The 18,359-nt window shown below is 66.5% G+C and carries 20 protein-coding genes and 1 tRNA gene; 11 read left to right on the top strand and 10 right to left on the bottom strand.

Translation table 11 applies throughout. The features are described 5' to 3' along the window. Window positions 1-7: 7 nt before the first annotated feature. The 6 genes from ACWH95_RS15215 (at window position 8) to ACWH95_RS15190 (ending at window position 5,380) form a co-directional block, all read left to right on the top strand. Window positions 8-970 (top strand): ABC transporter permease, encoded by a 963-nt coding sequence (locus ACWH95_RS15215; protein WP_136035917.1) that lies wholly within the window; start codon window positions 8-10, stop codon window positions 968-970. After that, on the top strand, window positions 967-1,866 hold the full coding sequence (locus ACWH95_RS15210) for an ABC transporter permease (protein WP_136030686.1): 900 nt from the start codon (window positions 967-969) through the stop codon (window positions 1,864-1,866). The genes ACWH95_RS15215 and ACWH95_RS15210 overlap by 4 nt, the downstream gene beginning before the upstream one ends. A 9-nt stretch (window positions 1,867-1,875) precedes the next feature. Further along, window positions 1,876-3,054: a M24 family metallopeptidase gene (locus ACWH95_RS15205; RefSeq protein WP_206251110.1), complete on the top strand. Its 1,179-nt coding sequence runs from the start codon at window positions 1,876-1,878 to the stop codon at window positions 3,052-3,054. 25 nt (window positions 3,055-3,079) lie between these two features. Continuing rightward, window positions 3,080-3,979 carry an alpha/beta fold hydrolase gene (locus tag ACWH95_RS15200; protein ID WP_452312451.1) on the top strand — a complete coding sequence of 300 codons (900 nt, stop codon included), beginning with the start codon at window positions 3,080-3,082 and terminating at the stop codon, window positions 3,977-3,979. Window positions 3,980-4,002: 23 nt separating this feature from the next. Next, window positions 4,003-5,004, top strand: a complete 1,002-nt coding sequence (locus tag ACWH95_RS15195) for an Lrp/AsnC family transcriptional regulator (RefSeq protein WP_240744543.1) — start codon at window positions 4,003-4,005, stop codon at window positions 5,002-5,004. 91 nt (window positions 5,005-5,095) lie between these two features. Continuing rightward, window positions 5,096-5,380 carry a hypothetical protein gene (locus ACWH95_RS15190; protein WP_136030694.1) on the top strand — a complete coding sequence of 95 codons (285 nt, stop codon included), beginning with the start codon at window positions 5,096-5,098 and terminating at the stop codon, window positions 5,378-5,380. 64 nt (window positions 5,381-5,444) lie between these two features. Here the strand turns inward: ACWH95_RS15190 and ACWH95_RS15185 are convergent, their stop codons facing one another. Beyond that, window positions 5,445-5,630, bottom strand: coding sequence for a hypothetical protein (locus ACWH95_RS15185; RefSeq protein WP_136030696.1), 186 nt, complete (start codon window positions 5,628-5,630; stop codon window positions 5,445-5,447). 906 nt (window positions 5,631-6,536) lie between these two features. Here ACWH95_RS15185 and ACWH95_RS15180 point away from each other — a divergent pair. Then, complete coding sequence (locus ACWH95_RS15180; RefSeq protein WP_454120922.1) at window positions 6,537-7,034, top strand: DUF4031 domain-containing protein; 498 nt, start codon at window positions 6,537-6,539, stop codon at window positions 7,032-7,034. Window positions 7,035-7,145: 111 nt separating this feature from the next. On the opposite strand, the gene ACWH95_RS15175 is transcribed toward ACWH95_RS15180, so the two are convergent. The 8 genes from ACWH95_RS15175 to ACWH95_RS15140 form a co-directional block, all read right to left on the bottom strand. After that, window positions 7,146-7,448 (bottom strand): C1 family peptidase, encoded by a 303-nt coding sequence (locus ACWH95_RS15175; protein WP_454120921.1) that lies wholly within the window; start codon window positions 7,446-7,448, stop codon window positions 7,146-7,148. 347 nt (window positions 7,449-7,795) lie between these two features. Then, window positions 7,796-8,785, bottom strand: coding sequence for an ImmA/IrrE family metallo-endopeptidase (locus ACWH95_RS15170; protein ID WP_454120920.1), 990 nt, complete (start codon window positions 8,783-8,785; stop codon window positions 7,796-7,798). Window positions 8,786-8,788: 3 nt separating this feature from the next. After that, window positions 8,789-9,160, bottom strand: a complete 372-nt coding sequence (locus tag ACWH95_RS15165; RefSeq protein WP_454120919.1) for a helix-turn-helix domain-containing protein — start codon at window positions 9,158-9,160, stop codon at window positions 8,789-8,791. After that, entirely contained in the window at window positions 9,150-9,527 is a 378-nt protein-coding gene (locus ACWH95_RS15160) for a holo-ACP synthase (RefSeq protein WP_454120918.1), read from the bottom strand. The genes ACWH95_RS15165 and ACWH95_RS15160 overlap by 11 nt, the downstream gene beginning before the upstream one ends. Further along, window positions 9,524-10,384, bottom strand: coding sequence for a hypothetical protein (locus tag ACWH95_RS15155; RefSeq protein WP_454120917.1), 861 nt, complete (start codon window positions 10,382-10,384; stop codon window positions 9,524-9,526). The genes ACWH95_RS15160 and ACWH95_RS15155 overlap by 4 nt, the downstream gene beginning before the upstream one ends. Next, window positions 10,365-10,700: a hypothetical protein gene (locus ACWH95_RS15150; RefSeq protein ID WP_454120916.1), complete on the bottom strand. Its 336-nt coding sequence runs from the start codon at window positions 10,698-10,700 to the stop codon at window positions 10,365-10,367. The genes ACWH95_RS15155 and ACWH95_RS15150 overlap by 20 nt, the downstream gene beginning before the upstream one ends. Before the next feature lie 49 nt (window positions 10,701-10,749). After that, the gene (locus tag ACWH95_RS15145) at window positions 10,750-11,733 is read right to left on the bottom strand and encodes a nucleotide kinase domain-containing protein (RefSeq protein WP_454120915.1); all 984 of its coding nucleotides are present in this window, start codon (window positions 11,731-11,733) and stop codon (window positions 10,750-10,752) included. A gap of 1 nt (window position 11,734) precedes the next feature. Next, entirely contained in the window at window positions 11,735-13,249 is a 1,515-nt protein-coding gene (locus ACWH95_RS15140; RefSeq protein ID WP_454120914.1) for a thymidylate synthase, read from the bottom strand. 106 nt (window positions 13,250-13,355) lie between these two features. On the opposite strand from ACWH95_RS15140, the gene ACWH95_RS15135 reads away from it, so the two are divergent. Then, window positions 13,356-15,443: a metallophosphoesterase gene (locus tag ACWH95_RS15135; RefSeq protein WP_454120913.1), complete on the top strand. Its 2,088-nt coding sequence runs from the start codon at window positions 13,356-13,358 to the stop codon at window positions 15,441-15,443. A gap of 268 nt (window positions 15,444-15,711) precedes the next feature. On the opposite strand, the gene ACWH95_RS15130 is transcribed toward ACWH95_RS15135, so the two are convergent. Continuing rightward, window positions 15,712-15,787 (bottom strand) — tRNA-Ala (locus ACWH95_RS15130). A 134-nt stretch (window positions 15,788-15,921) separates the two neighbouring features. On the opposite strand from ACWH95_RS15130, the gene ACWH95_RS15125 reads away from it, so the two are divergent. The 3 genes from ACWH95_RS15125 to ACWH95_RS15115 are packed head-to-tail and all read left to right on the top strand — an operon-like array spanning window position 15,922 to window position 18,356. Beyond that, window positions 15,922-16,992: an NAD(P)-binding domain-containing protein gene (locus tag ACWH95_RS15125; protein WP_454120912.1), complete on the top strand. Its 1,071-nt coding sequence runs from the start codon at window positions 15,922-15,924 to the stop codon at window positions 16,990-16,992. Between the two features lie 48 nt (window positions 16,993-17,040). Further along, window positions 17,041-17,832, top strand: a complete 792-nt coding sequence (locus tag ACWH95_RS15120; protein WP_454120911.1) for a hypothetical protein — start codon at window positions 17,041-17,043, stop codon at window positions 17,830-17,832. Continuing rightward, complete coding sequence (locus ACWH95_RS15115; protein ID WP_136030703.1) at window positions 17,829-18,356, top strand: DUF3592 domain-containing protein; 528 nt, start codon at window positions 17,829-17,831, stop codon at window positions 18,354-18,356. The genes ACWH95_RS15120 and ACWH95_RS15115 overlap by 4 nt, the downstream gene beginning before the upstream one ends. Window positions 18,357-18,359 lie beyond the last annotated feature (3 nt).

Below are 18,359 nucleotides of genomic sequence, written 5' to 3'. Positions count from 1 at the left end.
CGCCCGGGTGTCCCGAGCATCGTTCATTCTCCGTCGCGCAGGTCGAGGTCTGCTCACGATCTGGTTCGCCGTGACCGTGACGTTCCTGCTCCTGCGTCTGCTGCCCGGCGATCCGGCCCTTGCGCTGGCGAGTCCGAACATGACGGAGGACATCCGGGCGACCATCCTCGAGCAGTACGGCCTCGATCAGCCGCTGATCGTGCAGTACGGCCTGTACATGTGGCAGCTGCTGCAGGGCAACCTCGGCATCTCCTTCACGCAGTCCATACCGGTGACCGACGTGCTGCTGCAGCGGCTGCCGTGGACGCTGCTGCTGACCATCACCGCGCTCGTCCTCACGATCCTGATCGGGGTGCCGCTCGGCGTCGCGGCCGCCTCACACCGGGGTCGCTTCATCGACAGGGCCGTGCAGGTGCTCGGCGTGACCGGGCAGTCGCTGTTCGTGCCGAGCGTCGCGATCCTGCTGCTGTTCGTGTTCGGGCTCAACCTTGGCTGGTTCCCCATCGGCGGCGCCTACACCAACAACACCTACGGCTTCGAGTGGTACCTCAGCGTCGCGCAGCACCTCGTGCTCCCGGCGGTGTCGCTCATGCTCATCCAGGTCGGCTCCTACGTGCTGACCATGCGCTCCACCCTCATCGAGACGCTCGGCGAGGACTACATCCTGCTCGCGAAGGCGAACGGCCTCCGCGGCCGCCGCATCCTGTGGAAGCACGCGCTGCGCAACGCGCTGCTGCCGACCACGACGCTGATCGGGCTCCAGCTCGGGTTCCTCGTCGGCGGGGCGGTGCTCACCGAGACCGTGTTCGCCTACCCGGGCATCGGCCGCGGCATCTACGAGGCCGTCACGCAGCTCGACTTCCCGGTGCTGCAGGGCGCATTCCTCATGCTCGCCATCACCGTGGTCGTGGCCAACACGGTCACCGACATCATCTACGGCTACCTGGACCCGAGAGTGAAGACCGCATGACCGCTCCGCTGCCCTCCACCGAGAACCTCGTCCCCAGCGAACCGACCGCGGCCGGCAGCGAGCGGGCCAGCGCGCACACCTGGCGCGCCTTCCGCCGCGACCCGCTCGGCATGATCTCGCTCGGCCTGCTGATCCTGCTCGTGATCGTCGCCCTCGCGGCGCCCCTGATCGCCCCGTACCCGGCGAGCTACGGGCCCGACGTGCTGCGCCCGCCGAGCGGGGACCACTGGTTCGGCACCGACGCGCTCGGCCGCGACGTGTTCTCCGAGGTCATCTGGGGCACGCAGCAGAGCGTGCTGGTCGCCGTGGCCGCCTCGGTGATCGCGATCGTCTTCGGCACGATCATCGCGGTGATCGGGGCCTACTTCCGCAAGCTCGACAGCATCATCAGCGTGATCGTCGACATGACCCTGTCGCTGCCCGTGCTGCCGCTGATGATCCTGATCGCGGCGCTCGTGGGGCCGAGCACCTCGACGATCATCTTCGTGGTCGCGGCGTTCTCGTGGCCCGAGGTCACCCGACTCGTCCGCTCCCAGGCGCTCACGGTCGTCGGGCTGCCGTACGTCGACGCGTCCCGGTTGATGACGACCTCTCCGCTGTGGATCATCACGCGGCACGTGCTGCCCGCGGTGACCCCGGTGGTCGTGGTCTCGGTCGTGGTGACCGCGTCGCGGGCGGTGCTGTCGGCCGCGGGGCTGGCGTTCCTCGGACTGGGCGACCCGACCACGTGGTCGTGGGGCCGCATCCTGTACGAGGCACAGCAGGCGGGCGCCATGGTGAGCGCGTGGTGGCTGACGCTGTTCCCCTCCATCGCGATCCTGATCCTGGTGCTGTCGGCCACCCTCCTGTCCATCGCCTACAACGACGCGCGCAACCCGCGCCACCTGTCCCGCTAGGAGCACCGCATGACCGTCTTCGATCAGCGCCTCGCGCCGGAGTTCTTCGACACCGTGCAGCAGCGTGTCCGCGAGCGGATGGGGGAGGAGGGCTTCGACGCCTTCCTGACCGATCACCCCGAGGACATCGCGTACCTCACCGGCTTCTTCCACCACCCGTCCGAGCGGCCGGTCGCGATCTGGGTCGAGGCGGGAGGGCGTGTCGTGATGCTGCTGCCCGAGCTGGAACGCGAGTACGCGCAGTCGCAGTCCGCGCGCGCCGAGCTGGTCGCGTTCTTCGAGTTCCCGGGGGTCGTCCCGCCGTTCCAGGTGCTGGCCGACGCGGTGTCGCCGCGCGGCAGGGTCGGTTTCGCGACCACGATGCCGTATCAGCGCCTGGCCGCCGCCCGCGCCGCGATGCCGCACGCCGAGCTCGTGCCGTCCGACCTGCTCACCCGCACCCGATACGTGAAGTTCCCGGAGGAGGTGGTGCTGCACCGCGAAGCCGCCCGCATCACCGACCTGATGCTGGAGGCCGGGGTCGCACTGGTGCGCGAGGCCGTCGCGGCGGGCGGAGAGCTGCCCACCGAGGCCGAGCTGGAGCGGCACGTGACCTCCGCCGGCACCCGTGTCATGTATGCCGAGCACCGCAACGTGGTCGTGGCCTCGCTGCTCGCGGGCGGTCTGGTGTACTCCGGCGCGAACTCCGCGTTCCCGCACGGGCTGCCGTCGGTCAACCGGCTCCGGGCGGGGGACACCTTCATGCTCTCGCTCGGCTGCGCCGTGGGCGGCCGCTTCATCGAGGGCGAGCGCACGTTCGTGCTCGGGGAGCCTACGGCCGAGCAGCGCCGCTACCACGACACGATCCGCGACGCCCAGCGCGTGGGCCGCGAGACCATCCGCGCGGGCCTGGAGTGCCGCGAGGCGAACCGGCTGTGCCTCGACGTGATCCGTGACGCCGGGCTGGGCGAGTTCATCCGGCACCGCCAGGGGCACGGCATCGGTCTGGGCATGCACGAGGCGCCGTGGCTGGAGGACGGCGACGCCACGCTCCTGGAGGCGGGCATGGTCGTCTCCAACGAGCCGGGCATCTACGTGCCGGGTCACGCCGGGTACCGCATCAGCGACAGCATGCTCGTGACCGCCGACGGCGCCGAACCCCTGACCACCTATCCGCGCAGCCTCGACGAGTGCACCATCGCGCTCTGAACGCCTGTTGAAGAAAGAGGACGACATGACATCCACCCCCGACGTCTCCCCGGAGTTCGCCGCCGCCACGAGCGACCACCAGTGGGTCGAGATCAACGGCAACCACCTGGCCGTCGAGGTGCTCGGCCCCGAGGGCGCGCCCGTCATCATCACCCACCACGGAGCCCCGGGGCTGGGGTCGCGTGCCGAGCCGCGCGCGAGCTTCGGCCGGCTCGCCGACGAGTACCGGGTGGTCGTGTTCGACGCCAGGGGCAGCGGCCAGAGCGAGGGGAACGGCACCTACAGCCACGAGCAGTGGGCGGCCGACATCGACGGTCTGCGCGAGTGGATCGGCGCGGAGAAGATCGTCATGGCCGGCGGCTCCTACGGCGGCTTCATGACCATGGAGTACGCGCTGCGCTACCCCGACCGCGTGGCCGCGCTCGTGCTGCGCGACACCTCCCCGGACAACTCCAACGCGCACCTGGCGCGCGAGAACGCCCTCGCCTCCGACCGGGTCGACATCGACATGGAGAAGTTCGACCGCATCGACCTCGGGCAGGTGCGCGACGACGAGGACCTCAAGGACTGCTGGCGGGAGATCCTGCCCCTGTACGACTTCGTCTACGACCCCGAGGCGGTCGAGCGGAAGGTGCAGGCGACGCCCTACCGCTACCGGGCGCACAACTACGCCTTCTCCGTGAACCTGCCGGACTACGACCTGAAGCCGCGGCTGCCCGAGATCGCAGTCCCGACACTCATCACCGTGGGCCGGACCGACTGGATCACGCCAGTATCGTGTAGCCAGACGATCGCCGATCTCATCCCGGACTCCGAGATGGTGGTGTTCGAGAAGTCGGGGCACTCCCCGCAGATCGAGGAGGCAGAGGCGTGGACGGAAGCGGTGCGCACGTTCCTGCACCGGGTGTACCCGCCGACCCGATGACGAGCGTTCCACTGACGAGAGAAGTGAGCGATCTCGACCGGAGGATCGTCGTCGCACTTCAGCAGGACGGACGCGCGAGCTGGACGTCGATCGCCGAGTTCGCCGGCGCGTCCGTCTCGACGGTCACCCGGCGCGGGCAGCAGCTGCTCGCCGAGGGTGTGGTGAGCGTGGGCATCGTGCCGACCCTGGGCAGCGAGGGGCACGTGGAGACGTTCTTCGTGCGCATCAACTGCACCCCCGGGTCGCAGCTGAGCGTCGCGCAGGCGCTGATCGGCTCCCCGTACGTGCGGTTCGTGACCCTGGTGACCGGCAAGTTCGACGTGTTCGCGGAGGTCGTCATCCCGGGGGACTCGGCGACCTACGCGCACGTGCTCACGGATCTGCAGGCCATCCCCGGCGTGGAGCGCTGGCGCAGCGACCTCGTCGTGCACACGTACAAGGTGAGCTTCGACTGGGGGCGTCAGCTGTACGACTCGCACGCCGAGGCCGCCAGCGACCCGAAGTCGTACATGCCGGCACCGAACACGTGCGACCCGACGCACTTCGACGACGCCGACCGGGCGATCGTCGCGGAACTGCGCTACAACGGACGGGCGTCGTTCCAGTCGATCGCCGATGCGCTCGACATGAACGAGAGCAGCGTGCGGCGCCGGTACGAGCGGATGCGCAGCGCCGGCTGCCTCACGACCGTGACGATGGTGCCCGCGTCGGCGCTGGGCATGAGCGCGGAGACGCTGCTGATGCTGCGGGTCGAGCCGTCGCGCATCGCCTCGGTGGCACAGACGCTCGCGCAGCACGTGTCCGTGCGGTTCCTCGCGGCGGCGCTGGAAGAGAACTCGCTGTACTGCGAGATCATCCTGCCGAGCACCGAGACCCTGCACGACTTCCTCACCGGGACGATCGCGCACCTCAAGGGCGTGCGCGGATGGAACGCCGCGATGGAGCTCGTGTTCATGAAGCGCGGGTTCATCGAGACTCCGTGGTGGCGGGCGCAGGTGGCCTCCGCGGGCGGGCTCGACACCTAGTCCTGCACTTCGCCGGTCAGGTGTCAAGGGCCTACCCTTCCGTGCCCGCAGGGCGCACCCTCCTTATAAGAGAGTCCTGGAGGGCCCCCAGATGTCCGACATCCCCGATCCCCGTTTCGTGCTCCACCGCATCACACCGTCCGAGTGGGTGATCAACGACCTGCGCTATCCCCAGAACGACCCGCGCCACGTCGTCGCCTGCGTCTACGAGCTCGCCGACACCGAGGTCGAGGTGACGTGGCTGCGCGACCTTCCGCTCGCGATCCGCTACGGCACCGCGTTCGAGGTTCTCGAAGAGGTCGAGCGGATGCAGGGGGCGAGCCGGGCCACGCGCCCGATCGCGATCCCGCACCGCCCCCCGCTGCTGGCGACGTGAGCGCCGCAGCGCGGAGAGAAGGGCACCACCTCGGTCGAGGCGGTGCCCTTCTCTCGTCCGGCGGTCAGGCGTCGTCGCCGTCGACGTCCGCCGTCGTGGCGGCGCGGTCGGCCTCGGCGCTGTCGATCTGTGCGTCGTCGGCGTCCTCGTCGAGCACGCGTTCGCCGTCGACCTCGCGCGTGGGCACGTCTTCCGCGTCACCCTCGGCGAACGGCGGGACGGGCGGGATCGGGGGAGTCGGGTTGGACATGGGGCATCCTTTCGTCGGCGGATGCGACCTGTCTACGTCGACGCGGGGGGCTTCGCGAGACGGTTGACGCTCGCGCGCTGCGGCGCTAGCCCCGTGCAACCTCACCGGAAACGAAGAAATCCCGCGATCTCTCGCGGGATTCTCTGGTGGACCTGAAGGGACTCGAACCCCTGACCCCCTGACTTTGGTTTAAGCATCCCGGAGAATCCCGTCCTGCCCCTCCATTGCCCTTGTTGACTGGGTTTTCGGGCGACTGCGGGACCTCACCTGATGATGACGGCGACGGCAACGAGGGCAGTAATGCGGGCACCTATGCGGGCAGAACTCGAGCTGTGTTCGATACGCCAACAGCCCGTCTGATTCTTGCTTACGGATCGCCCGCCACCGCCCGCACTGTCGGTGGCTCACCTGGGCAGGTGAGACCGCGCATAGAAACGTTTTACGTACTCTATGCGCGGTCCCGGCGAGAGCGATGCGACACGTCATTCGACAGCTGCGTGGGTGAGAGCGCTACGTCTGCGAATCAGCTGAGATCAATGAGTCGGTGGGCGATGATCGACGCGAAGCTGACGTACATGCCGATGCGATTCGTGATCCGCGCGTCGGCCCCTCAGCCGAGCCCTTAGTAGCTCGACCCGCGGGCAACATCGGAGATTTCCTGCGCTGCGATGGCGCCGGGCATACTCTGCCTCCTCCTGCGCTAAGTATGCGCGATGACCGCGTTCCGGTACGTCACGTCGCCGACGAACCCCAGTCGGCGCTTCTGCGACAGGCGTAATGCCTGGATGCTGGCTCGCCCGTCCCCCAGCGATCCGAGAGTGTGCGAAGCGAGAGCGTTCGTGGCTGTTAGAGACAGAAGCGAATCATTTGATATGACACCGGCAGCTCGCTAGCTCGGCGACGAAAATGATCCGCTTGCTGTCGAAGCAGTGGTGCTGGCGGGGGGGGGGGGGGGGGGCGTGGACGCCTTCGCATCGATGGGCCGCGCAGGGTGCTTCAGCGGCCCGCAGCCGAGTCCTCATCTCGCTCCGCGGAGTAGTCCCGGACGGAGGCTTGACCCGTACCGGACAACCTAGTAGTTTGGGTGTATATACACCTGGAGGTGCGATGACCGTGTATGTCGATGACATGCTGCGAGAGGCGACCGTCAAAGGCATGACGAGGCGGTGGTCGCACCTCATGGCAGACGACCCGGCCGAGCTGCGGGCGTTCGCGTCAGCTATCGGCCTCAAGCTGTCGTGGGTCCAGCGACCAGGCACGTACCGGGAGCATTTCGACGTGACGGAGTCGGTTCGACTCAAGGCGATCCGGCATGGTGCCGTCTCGGTGCGGTTTGAGGACACCCCCGCGCTGCACAGGCGGTTCCGCGAGAGAGCTCAGGCGGCTCGTGCCCAATCAGCCTAAGACGCCACTGAGGGCCGTCCGGGTACCCGACCCGCTCTGGGACGGTGCCCGCGACAAATGCGCCGCGGAAGGACGCACGGTCACTTCCGTCATCCTCGAGGCGCTGAGGGCTTACGTGGACAGCGGCGCGACGGTCGCCACCTCATCGAGCGTCGCTGCCAGGTAGGCCTCGGAGACGAGCGCGCGGCCGTTGTCGCCCCACGCCGTTCCCCATGAATTCTGAACGACGAACCATTCTTGACCGTCTGCGTCGACGGCCCCGACGACGCAGAGCGCGTGTCGCCCGTAGAGGGGTTCAGCCGGGTCGAAGGCATCCAACGCGTGGCCCCCGGACTCGAGATAGAACGACTCGTAGACGCGGATCACGACCAGCCCGGCGACGCCGGACGCCAGCAGGATCATGACATCGGTCACCGTGGCCGAAGTCGGCGTTATCGTCGCTCTGTCCCAGGGCGGGGCGCCGGTGGCGGAAGGCGGCGTAGTCGAGACGAAAGACGGCTCGTATGGCCATAGCGACATCGGAGGTTGGCCCCAGTCCGAGAGGGCGTCGCCGACGGCCGCGACCGTTGTTCCCGCAGCGGACACGGCACCGGCCTGATGGGCGTGCAACCACAGTGCATCCGGGGCGTAGGGCTCTGACGTGGGCCTCGTCAGCTCATGCGCGGTGCTCGTTGCGACGACGACGCACGTCGGCCGGGTTCCCTGATCCCAGATGTACGTCGATGCGCCCCGTAGGTCGTGAATCCATCGGTCCACGCGCATCAGCTGACAGCCGCCTGGCGGAGCTGTTGTACGACCTGAGCGGAGTTTGCTATGGCCGGGAACTGATCCACCCATCCCTCGAACGCGATCTTGTCGATGGGGTCGGCATCACTGAATGAGCGAGTGAGCTCCAGGTCCAGCCGCCACGCACCCGGGTCGTTGGTACGGACGACAACCGTGCGTTCGCCGACACCTCCAACCAGGCGGGGCGCTTCGATTGCCGCCGGATCAGGGGCCGAGGGCTGGTTCCTCACAACCTCGGCGACATCTGACGGGAGCTCGGCTCGCCATCGGTAGCCGGCGAGGGCGTTCTCAGGGAGGCGGATGATGATCTCATCGTCGGGGAGCGTGGTGAAGTCGCGTCCGGTAGCCGGCGCCTGCCAGACATCCGCGTGTGCGTTGCCCGGGGCGACGCCGTCGTTGAGTAGCGTCTTCAAGGCCAGGGGCCTGTACTTCAGCAGAGACGACACATGGGGGCCGCGCAGGATCCCGAGGTTCTGAAGTTGGCGAGCGGCGGCCTCATAGCTGACCTGGAGTTCGCGGGACACCCCGTACAACTGCACCCCGGTCATCTGAGCGGGGTCCTGAACGTCGACGGTGTGGATCGCGCGCCTCACCAGTTGGCGCGGCATGAGGAGGTGGGATGCGAAGAGCTGGGCTTCTCGCTCGCGCTCCGACGCTCCGATGGAGGAGAGGACAGCGTCCGGGGTGTCCCACTCCAGATCTCCTCGATGGAGACACCAGTGGGCGAGCTCATGCGCCGCAGTGAATCGTTGGATCTTCGGGCTGCGCTGCGTGGTGACGATGATGCCACCAGCGCCGACGCGAAGAGTTGCGCCCAGGGCGTTCTCGAGAGGCTGAAAGATGAGCCAGATCCCCAGCTGCCGAACAATGTGAAACACGTCCACCGGGCCGTCGAAACCGAAACCGACTTCCGCCAGCAATCGGTTCGCGGCGACTTTGATCTCGCGGCGACGTGAGTCCCTCATGGCTCAACTTTTCCTTCTGGGCGGCGGAATCGACGGCGCGCCAGCCTGCGCCAGGAACTCGGCGAACCTCAACACCTGGTCTTGGTCCGCGGCCGACAGGTCTTTGGTTGCACGAAACAGCGCCTCGCCGACAGCGGGAGCGTTGTCTTCCTGGCCAAGTATCCAGGTCGCGCTACTTCGATACAACTGTGCGAACGTCGCGAGTTCGGTCGCTGTCACGGCGCGCTCGCCTTTTTCTAGGGCAGTGATAGCTGTGCGCGGCACCGCCACCGCCTGAGCGGCATCTTCCTGGGTGATACCCAGGCGGTCTCTCAGACTACGCAGGCGTGCTCCGATGGCACGCTGCTGTTCTTTCTGCTCGTCGCTAGTTGCCATCGGGTTGGCTCTCTTTCGCAATCACGACTGCAGCTGCCCATTCGCGCTCGCGGGTCAGGGATACCGCGAACTCCGACAGGCCTTCATCTGAGGCGGCGTCGACCGCCGCATCGTGCAGTCGTAGAAATGGTACGTCGCCAACCTTGTAGACCTCGATGTCGAGCGGGTCAATCTGTCCGATACCTCGACGAAGAACCTTCATGCATGCTTCTTTGGCGGCCCACCTCGACGCGAGCCGTGCGACGCTCCCGTTGCAGTACTCGCGTTCACCTTCAGTCCAGAACCGCGCGACATAGTCATTGCGGGAGCGGGCGATTCGGCCTTTCAGCGGCGCGAGTTGCACGATGTCTAAACCGATGCGGTTCATGCGGCGGACACCGCCTCAGACGCTTCCTTGATGATGCGCTGCACGTTCGTCTTGGACCACGGCTTGTGCTCGGCGTCTGCGAGCGTCGCCTGTACGGCGAGCTCGCCCATGGAATATCCGGTCTGCTCGCAGAGGAACTGCTGCAGGCGACCCAGGCCGAGAATGTTGCCGTATGCCTTCGTCACGAGGTACTGATGGCGGTAGACCGCGAGCATGTGCAGTTCGTTGTCGTGGACCGTGAGGTCGACATGAACGAGGCACGGGAACCCGCGCGAGCGATGATCCGTCGGCTGCAGGACCTGCAACCCTCGCACCTCGGTGTACGCCGGGGTGTCCGCTTCTCCCGCCACCACGATGTCGTGGACGTTCGTCGAACTCACGGGGCGGTCGTGGTACCCGCGCAGGGACATGACGCGGTCGCGCAGCTGGTTGACGTTGCCAGCGATCTTGCCCGGCCAACAGACCATACGAGAGAAGTAGGTGCCCAGGTGATTGCCGTCGAACTGGATGAGTGTGGGAATCGACTTGATGTGACGGGCGTAGAGGTTGTCAGCGCGCGCGTCGAGAAGATCCTTGTCTTCCTGGGGCAGGTCGGCGGACCACTGGATGCCGGGGCTACGGTATCGTCCCGCGGGGAAGATCGTGGAGGCGACGGTGCTCACGGGCTGGACGGAGTGCCGCCGTGCGCCCCGCACGAGCCACCGGTCGGCGACCTCGCGGATCTCGGGGACTTCCAGCGTCGGATTCCGCGTCGATGACAACACGTTCACCTGACGTCCGCCCGCCGCATTCACGATGCGAAGCGTCTCCAGCCACATCTCGGAGACGCTGTTCTGTTCAGGAATCAGAAGCGGCATGGCCGTCCCCGTTCTGATAGATGTCGAAGACGACCAGTGCGACACCTTCGATGGAAGACCAGCGGTCGACGGGAACATCGCGCAGCCGATGCTTGGGATACAGGTGCTGGATGAACTCGCTGTAGAGGTCGACTCCGAGGTCGCTCAGGATCTCCGTCGATCCGTCGTCTTGGGTGATGTCGTCGAGGAAGTCGTCCCGGTCGACAAGCTCGACTCGCACGGCAACCTCGACGATGGCCGCCCGAATTTCTTCGAAGCTCATCGCGCGCGCGGCGTCAGTTGAGAGTGGTACCCCTCGGTCGTCGAAAGTAGTCATGACCTCAGTGTCTGATTTTCAGACATTGATGTCAACACTTCCGACGAAATTAGAGTGCTGCGACCGCCAGAGCGGGCGAAGAAACTCCCCACTTAGGTGGGAAGAACGCGTCCAACGCTTCGCTGGACGGGCTGAACTTCGCCTTGATCCTGGACCTTGCACTCTTCAGATCGGGGAGCGCCTCGCGGCAGTACTTGTCCGTCTCGCAGAACAGATTCTGCACGTCGATGGCTTGGAGCGGACGCCCGAACAGTCCGTTGAAGGTGAGACCGCGGTTGGCGAACTCGTCCGTCTGCCGGTCGACCATCCAATGGATGATGTCGCGGGGAGAGTAGTCGCCCGTGTTCTCGAACACCTTCTTGATGCCGCGCAACGCCCCCGGGCCCGGCTGAGTGAAGTCGTTCTCCGAGAAGCTCGTCAACTCCGAGTAGTTCAGATCGATGGCGACTTGGTACGACATGAAGTCGCCCATGAGCGGGAACTCATGCAGGTCCTCGTACACCCCTTGCAGCGACTTCGCCTCAAGGATGCGGCGCTGCAGGTTCTGGTTGACGAACATGTCCCGGAAGAGCTCGACGTGATTGAGGTGCTTCACGCGTCGGCCGTAGGCATCGGTGGCACAGAGGATGAACGCGCCCGTATAGAGGCGGCCGTTCGCGTCGCGCACCGCATTCAGTGCCTCTTCGAGGTCGTTACCTCGGATGTCGTCGACAATCGGCTTCCGGCCCAGGTGTGCAACAAGGGAACGCCACGTTGCAGTATTGCTGAAGGTGCGGAACAGGACGATCTGGAACGCCAGGTCTTCCGCCGCGGTCGTGTCATCGACGTAGATGACCTCTTTGATGAGGGCTTGGGATACGCGGTCGGCCGCGCGGAACACGTTGCAGAACTTGTACTCGCGCAGAATCCGGTCTTCCGTCCAGGGGCCGGGCGATCCGGCCACACGCTGCTCGTAGACGCGTTGCCGTTCTGCTGTGAAACGCCAGAAGATGTCGAAGACCTCGGCCCGGGGCTGTGGTGCCCGTTTCGTCATGTCACGCCTTCCAATCGTTCGACCTGTCCAATTCCATGGCAGCTTCGCGGACCACCCAGGGTCCGCGATCCGCGAGCGCTGTGACAAGCGCCCAGGCGGATGTCGCGAGCGCCTCCGCTGCCTCTATGCGGCTCGCCAAGGGGGCGTCGCTGCTGCGCTCCACCTGGGTGAACGCCTCCAGGCTCATCCTACGAGCGTCGCCGACATCGACACCATCGGCTTCGGCAGAGAACAGGGCGGCAGCTCGAACCTCGAAGCCGTCGAGGCCGTCGCTGCGGGAAGCGGTCCCGGCGGCAGCATCCTCGTCGTCAAGGAAGGTCAAGTACTTCACGGCATAGACGAAGAGATCGACGGCTGTGTCGAAGGCGACGACGGGTGCGCCGTTCTCGAGGTCTAACCGCTCGAGGCGGTCCACCTTGCGGGCGATGTTGGGCACGATGGAGAGGAGCTCCCCGCGTCGCTTCCAGCTGTCTCCGTAGGCGGCGGTCTTTGCGCGGTGCAACTCGACGATGAAGTCGGAAAGGTAGGCGTGTCCGTGAGCTGCGCCGTCACGAGCCTCGTCTCGGTTCACGTATTCGAGGCCGGCAGTGCGTAGACCGGTGTCCTGCACGTCGTCGAATGAGGTCTGCTCACCACGGCCCAGCGCCCAGTACTCGTTGACCATCCGCAGGAAATCCCTGAGCAGCGGATCGGTGACGGTGGCGATCTCCTCGGCTGTGAGGCGTCCCGTCGTACGCGCACGAGCTTCCATGGTGAACCAGTGACGGAGGGCTTCGTCGAGCTCAGCTAGCGGTGTCGCGAAGGTGGCGGCGGCAGGCAACGGGTACGGGTCGGCAGTGAGGGTGTCGCCGAGCATGCGCTCTGCACGCTTGAAATGACGACTGTATAGATGAAGTGAGCCGATGAAGTAAGTGACGCGTCCGACCTCGACCCCCAGCCAGTGCGCCACCATCTCATGAAGCACGCTCCACTCGAAAGTGTTGATGCCCGAAAAGCCCCACATCAGGTCGTTGCTGCGCACGGTGGCCGCGAGGTCGAGGACCCCATTCCGGCACATGAACTGCAACCAGTTCGTGCAGGGGATGTCCCTCGACGTCGCATTGTCGAGCGCCGGATCCCAGAATGAGATGACTGCCTGGCGACTCTGGCGCTCGGCGGTCAGCGCGTGCACGATGGCTCCAAGCTGGTCTATGCCACGCCAGCTACGGAGACGTGGTCCGTACCCGGCGCGCCATGTCAGGCCGTCATCGGAAAAGTCTGGCGCTCGCGGAAGGTATGCGCTGAGATCTGCGATGTCATTGCGCCCGGCGATCACCCATAAGGTTTCGTAGATCGCGGCGAACGGGTTGTTGTGCCGGCTGGGAACGACAATGCATCTCTCCAACGGGCGTCGCAGAGTGAGGGAGACCTGCCGCAACTCCCGTGTCAGCGCACCGCGAACATCGATGGCCTCTCCTCGGGCCAGAATCTCCGCCGCTTGAGCGAGGAGTGCAGATTGTGCGTTGCGGTACTCCATTGTTGCTGAGCGTACCGAAACACCCGGACACGGCCGCTCGCCCCGCCGCATTCGACGTGTTTGAGGCAGTAGACTCCGGACGATATCGGCGGCACTGGGGGCAACATTGGCAATCCTGCTTCATCTTTCGGATCTGCATCTCACGGGTGAAGACGCACCAGAACCCACAGCAGACCACAAGGCGGGTGTTATCCCGGCGAAAACGGCGGGGCATCGCGCGCAGCTTCTCACCTCGAGTTTGCGGGGCCTCGGCGAGTCTTTGCGCGCGGCGGGTGACGAGATCGATTCCATCATCATCACGGGAGACATTGCCGACCACGGCCGGCTTGCCGGGTACGAGCAGCTCAACGAAGTGCTGAGCGGACTCGAGAGCAGCCTCCCTGCGAAGAGCCGAATCATGATTGTTCCCGGCAACCATGACGTGGACCGCACCGCGTCAGGCGACGACCGGTTTGCCGGTATGCGCGGTCTCCGCGCCGACGGTTACCTTGTCGGCTGGCTGTCCGACGAGGAGATCGGTGTTCATCCCGTTCCCAAACTCACCGCACACGACGAGACTTTCGTCATCGTCGGGCTCAACTCTTCGTTCTTCTCCGGCTCGCAGCTCAACATCGAAGACGGGCTCGAGGAGCACCTCGCTGTGCTCGACAAGCGCGCGCCGAAAGACGAGGCCATCAAAGCCCTACTTGCAGCGTGGCGTCGGCGAGGAGGAGCCGACATCGCGCGAATGAGTGGGAAAGAGTTGCAAGCCATTCATGATGCCGTCGGACCAGCACGGGAGTCCGGTCCCCTCAGGATCGCGGGACTGCACCACCAGGTTCTGCCCGTGGGCACGGCAGAGGAGATCAAGGCCTTCGAGGGGATCCTCAACCTTGGCCATCTCCGGTACTGGCTCGCGTCGAACCACATCGACCTCGTGCTCCATGGTCACAAGCACGATGCTGCGGTCATCCGCGAACGCATCGATACTGACCGAGCCCACGATGACCACGAGATGACCATTCTGAGCGCGCCGTCCGTCAGCACCGCGCGCAATGCCGGCGACGGTGTTGGCCAACTCATTCGAGTGGCTTCGTCCCTCCCGCGCCTGAGTGGCTATGAGATCACCACCGTCCCGGCCGCCGAAGAGGGAGCACCGACAACGCTCGCGCGGATGCCGCGTCGCGTGACGCCGCTCTCGGAGACCACGGCCAATGGATTGATCTCCGGGGCGGAAATCAACTCCACCTATGCTCAGATCACGGGCGTGCTCGACCGCTTGCGTGAGTTGCCGACGCCATTGATCTGCCGCGTCGAAGATGGTGCATCCGGGGTAAACCTACCGGAGCTCACTCCGAATGTTCCGGCGCCCGGAACCGAGCGTGACGAGTGGCTGGACACCGTCATCGACTGGTGGCAGCGAGCAATACCGGGTGGGGGAGCGAAGTTCAATCATGGGCAGTTTCTCCGGGCGGAGTTCCGTGACCAGGGCAGCGCGTTGACGCGCATCGTCAAGGAGCTCGAGAAGAAGCAAGGCACGACCAGCAGAGCGCTCGCTGTCCTCGTCAATCAGGACACGCTGACGTACGAGAAGGAGTACCCGTCGTTCGTCATGCTGCAGTTCGTCCTCCGCGACACGAGATTGGATGCGATTGCCTACTTCCGCAAGCAAGAGATGAGGCACTGGTGGCCCATCAACGTCGTCGAGGTCGCCCGAATCCAAAAGGAGGTGGTCGACAAGATCGACAGCAACATCGCGGTGACCTGCGGATCCATCACCACCGTCACCGGAATGCCGGTACACAGCCCCGCGATGCCCACGGTCGCGGTTCCTGCACTCGACCTGAGGGCTGACCAGCACGGTGGAATGCTCGACCTCGTAGTGCCCCTGTTCCAGCCGGCATCTGACCGAGAGGCTATTGAAAACCTATGGCGTGAGATGTTCGACTGGGTGCCCGACAAAGTGCCGACTGACGGGGACCCTCGACCGCTACGGGGGTTGCACGTGCTGTCTGAAACTCTGCAATCCGCAGCAGCGGCCTACGGAGTGGGCGCCACGGTCGAGGAGCTTGTGGGCCAGCTTGACAGCCTCCACTACCTGAACAAGAACTACGACGAGCCCCGTCGTGAGGAGTGGGCCCCTCAGGCTCGAACCATGAGCGCAGGCGTTCTCGGGGCGTTGAAGCGGTTCTTGGACACGCGAGCCGAGGCCTGACCCGCGCCCTGCGCTGAGGTTGGCATCTCGCAGACCTTGTCGTCGGATGAGTCAGACTACATCCGCCATCGCGTCTGCCACGGTGACCGTTGCGTCTGCACGGTGGACTGGGTCCAGATTGTGTCCAGGATGTCCCGATGTGATCCGCGTGCACTCAGCGCAGGCTCGAACAACTGAATGAGGGCAATGAGACATCGAACTGCCCGCATTCCATGCTCGTCTTGGGCCAGATAAGAAGAAAAATCCCGCGATTTCTCGCGGGATTCTCTGGTGGACCTGAGGGGACTCGAACCCCTGACCCCCTGCATGCCATGCAGGTGCGCTACCAGCTGCGCCACAGGCCCAGAAGCCGCTCCTCATCTGCCGGAGCAACTCGAACAGCGTACTACACGAAGCGACACCGGCACCAATCGGGGCGGGCAGCCCGGGCGCGTCGCCGGGGTGGAACAACCGCGGCTCTCCGGGCGTTCCTGACAGCGTGAGCATTCTCGACAGCCTGGTGATCGGTGCAGGGCAGGCCGGCCTCTCGGCGTCGTACCACCTGACCAGGCTCGGGATCCCGCACGTGGTGCTCGACGCCGACGAGCGGCCGGGCGGCGCCTGGCAGCACCGCTGGGACGCGCTGACCATGAGCGACGTGCACGGCGTCGCCGAGCTGCCGGGCGACACCCCGCCCGCGCGCGACCGACGTCGAGCCAACCAGGCGGTGCCGGAATACTTCGCGGCCTACGAGCGCGCGCACGACCTCCCCGTTCTGCGCCCCGTGCACGTGCGTCGCGTGGACGACCACGACGGGCTGCTCGTGGTGCAGGCACCGGAGGGGGAGTGGACGACCCGTACGCTCGTGAACGCGACCGGCACCTGGACCCACCCGTTCGTGCCGCACGTGCCCGGCATGGAGACCTTCCTCGGCGAGCAGCTGCACACGGTCGACTACCCGGGACCGGAGCACTTCCGAGGCCGCCGAGTGCTCGTCGTGGGCGCGGGCGCGTCCGCGGTGCAGTTCCTCGGCGCCCTCGCCCCGATCGCCGAGACGCTGTGGGTCACGCGGCGACCGCCCGTCTGGCGCAGCGACGACTTCACCCCCGAGGCAGGGGCCGCGGCGGTCGCGCTCGTCGAGCAGCGCGTCGCGGCCGGGCTCCCACCGCGGAGCGTCGTCAGTGTGACCGGGCTGATGCTGCGTCCGCAGGAGCGCGAGGCCGAGCGGCTCGGCGCCTATGCGGACCCTCGGCCGCTGTTCGCACGCATCGAGCCCGACGGGGTGCGCTGGGCCGACGGGTCGTTCGAACGGGTCGACGTGATCCTCTGGGCCACCGGATTCCGGCCGGCGATCGGGCACCTGGCGCCGCTGCACCTCCGCAGCGCCGCGGGCGGCATCCAGCTCGACCGCCACGGCCGCGGTACGACCGCGGTCGCCGATCCGCGCGTGCAGCTCGTGGGGTACGGGCCCTCGGCCAGCACGATCGGCGCGAACCGTGCGGGGCGCTCAGCCGCGAAGGGCGTGCAGCGGGCGCTGGCCGCCGCCGCCGTTCCCGTCTCGACCGGCTGAGGGCGCGTCAGCCGGAGTGCGGCCGGGCTTCTCGATACGCTGAAGACCATGCTGCGCATCATCCTCACGGTCGTCTGGCTCCTGCTCACGGCCTGGCTGGCGATCTGGGTGGGCGAGGGACTGTTCGGCGTCGATCAGCGCCACTCGATCCTCCCGTTCGCGGGCGATGACACCCTGGGCGGCCCGATCCTGATCGGCGTCGCCTGGGGGCTGCTCCTCACGTTCGGCGGCACGATGACGGGGTTCGGCCGCCGCACGAAGCTCCGCGGCGAGACCCGGATCGGCGTCGGCACGATCGTCGAGCTCTCCCGCACGGGCGTCACGATCAACGACGTGCCGCAGTACGACCTGTTCCTGCGCGTGAGCCCCGCTGAGGGCGACGACTTCATCGGACAGCTGCGGATGCTCATCGACCCCTCCGACTCCGCGGGACTCCAGGTCGGGCAGCCCGTGCCTGTGCGGTACAGCACGACCGACCACGACACGGTGCAGCTCGCCGACCTCAGCGACCCGACCGTGCGAGAGGCGATGCTGCAGTGGCGCATCGACCGCGGGCTCATCGACCCCGGCCAGGTGCGAGCCAGGACCACGGGCACCGCGGTGCCCGCGTCGGTGCTCGAGGTGCGCCCGACCGGACGCCGCAGGGAGGGGCAGAGCGAGCTCGCGCTCAAGGTGCTGGTGGCACCGGAGGGGGCGGCGACCTGGGAGGCCGACACCACGGTGTTCGTGTATCCCCAGGCGGTGTCGCGGCTGCAGGTGGGCGCGCCGATCTGGGCGTACTACCGGCGGGAGGATCCGCACACGGTGGCGATCACGATCGAGAAGGAGGCGACGCGATGAACCCGCTCGACACCCTCATGTGGCTCGTCAACTTCCCCGCGTCGCACGGCTACGCCATGGTGTTCATCGCCGGCTTCTCGATCCTCGGGCTCTTCGCCGTGTCGGCCAGAGGAGCCACACCGGGTGGGTCGCTGCGGGCCATCCGCGAGCGGGAGGGGCTGCTGCCGCTCGACACCCGCCCGCGGGCCGGGATCGGCGGGACGATCGTGCGGATCGTGTTCCGGGTGCTCGCCTTCGTGATGCTCGGGTCGCTCGTGATCGGCATCCTGAGCCTGACCGGCGTGCCCGTCACGCGCGCGTACATCTACGACAACGGGCGACCAACGACCGCCACGATCGACGGGGACTGGGTCACGTTCACCACCGCGGAGGGCGTGGAGTACACGCTGGAGAGCAACTTCTTCACCCCGGCGGTCTACCCCGACCGCGACGCGTACCTGCCGAGCGGCGCCCCGGTCGTGGTGCGCTACCTGCCCGACCACCCGCAGGCGTTCGTGATCGACAGCGCGCAGACCCCGCGCTGACGT

Source organism: Microbacterium sp. NPDC055502 (assembly GCF_053643635.1).
This window is presented reverse-complemented; position numbering and strand designations above follow the sequence as displayed.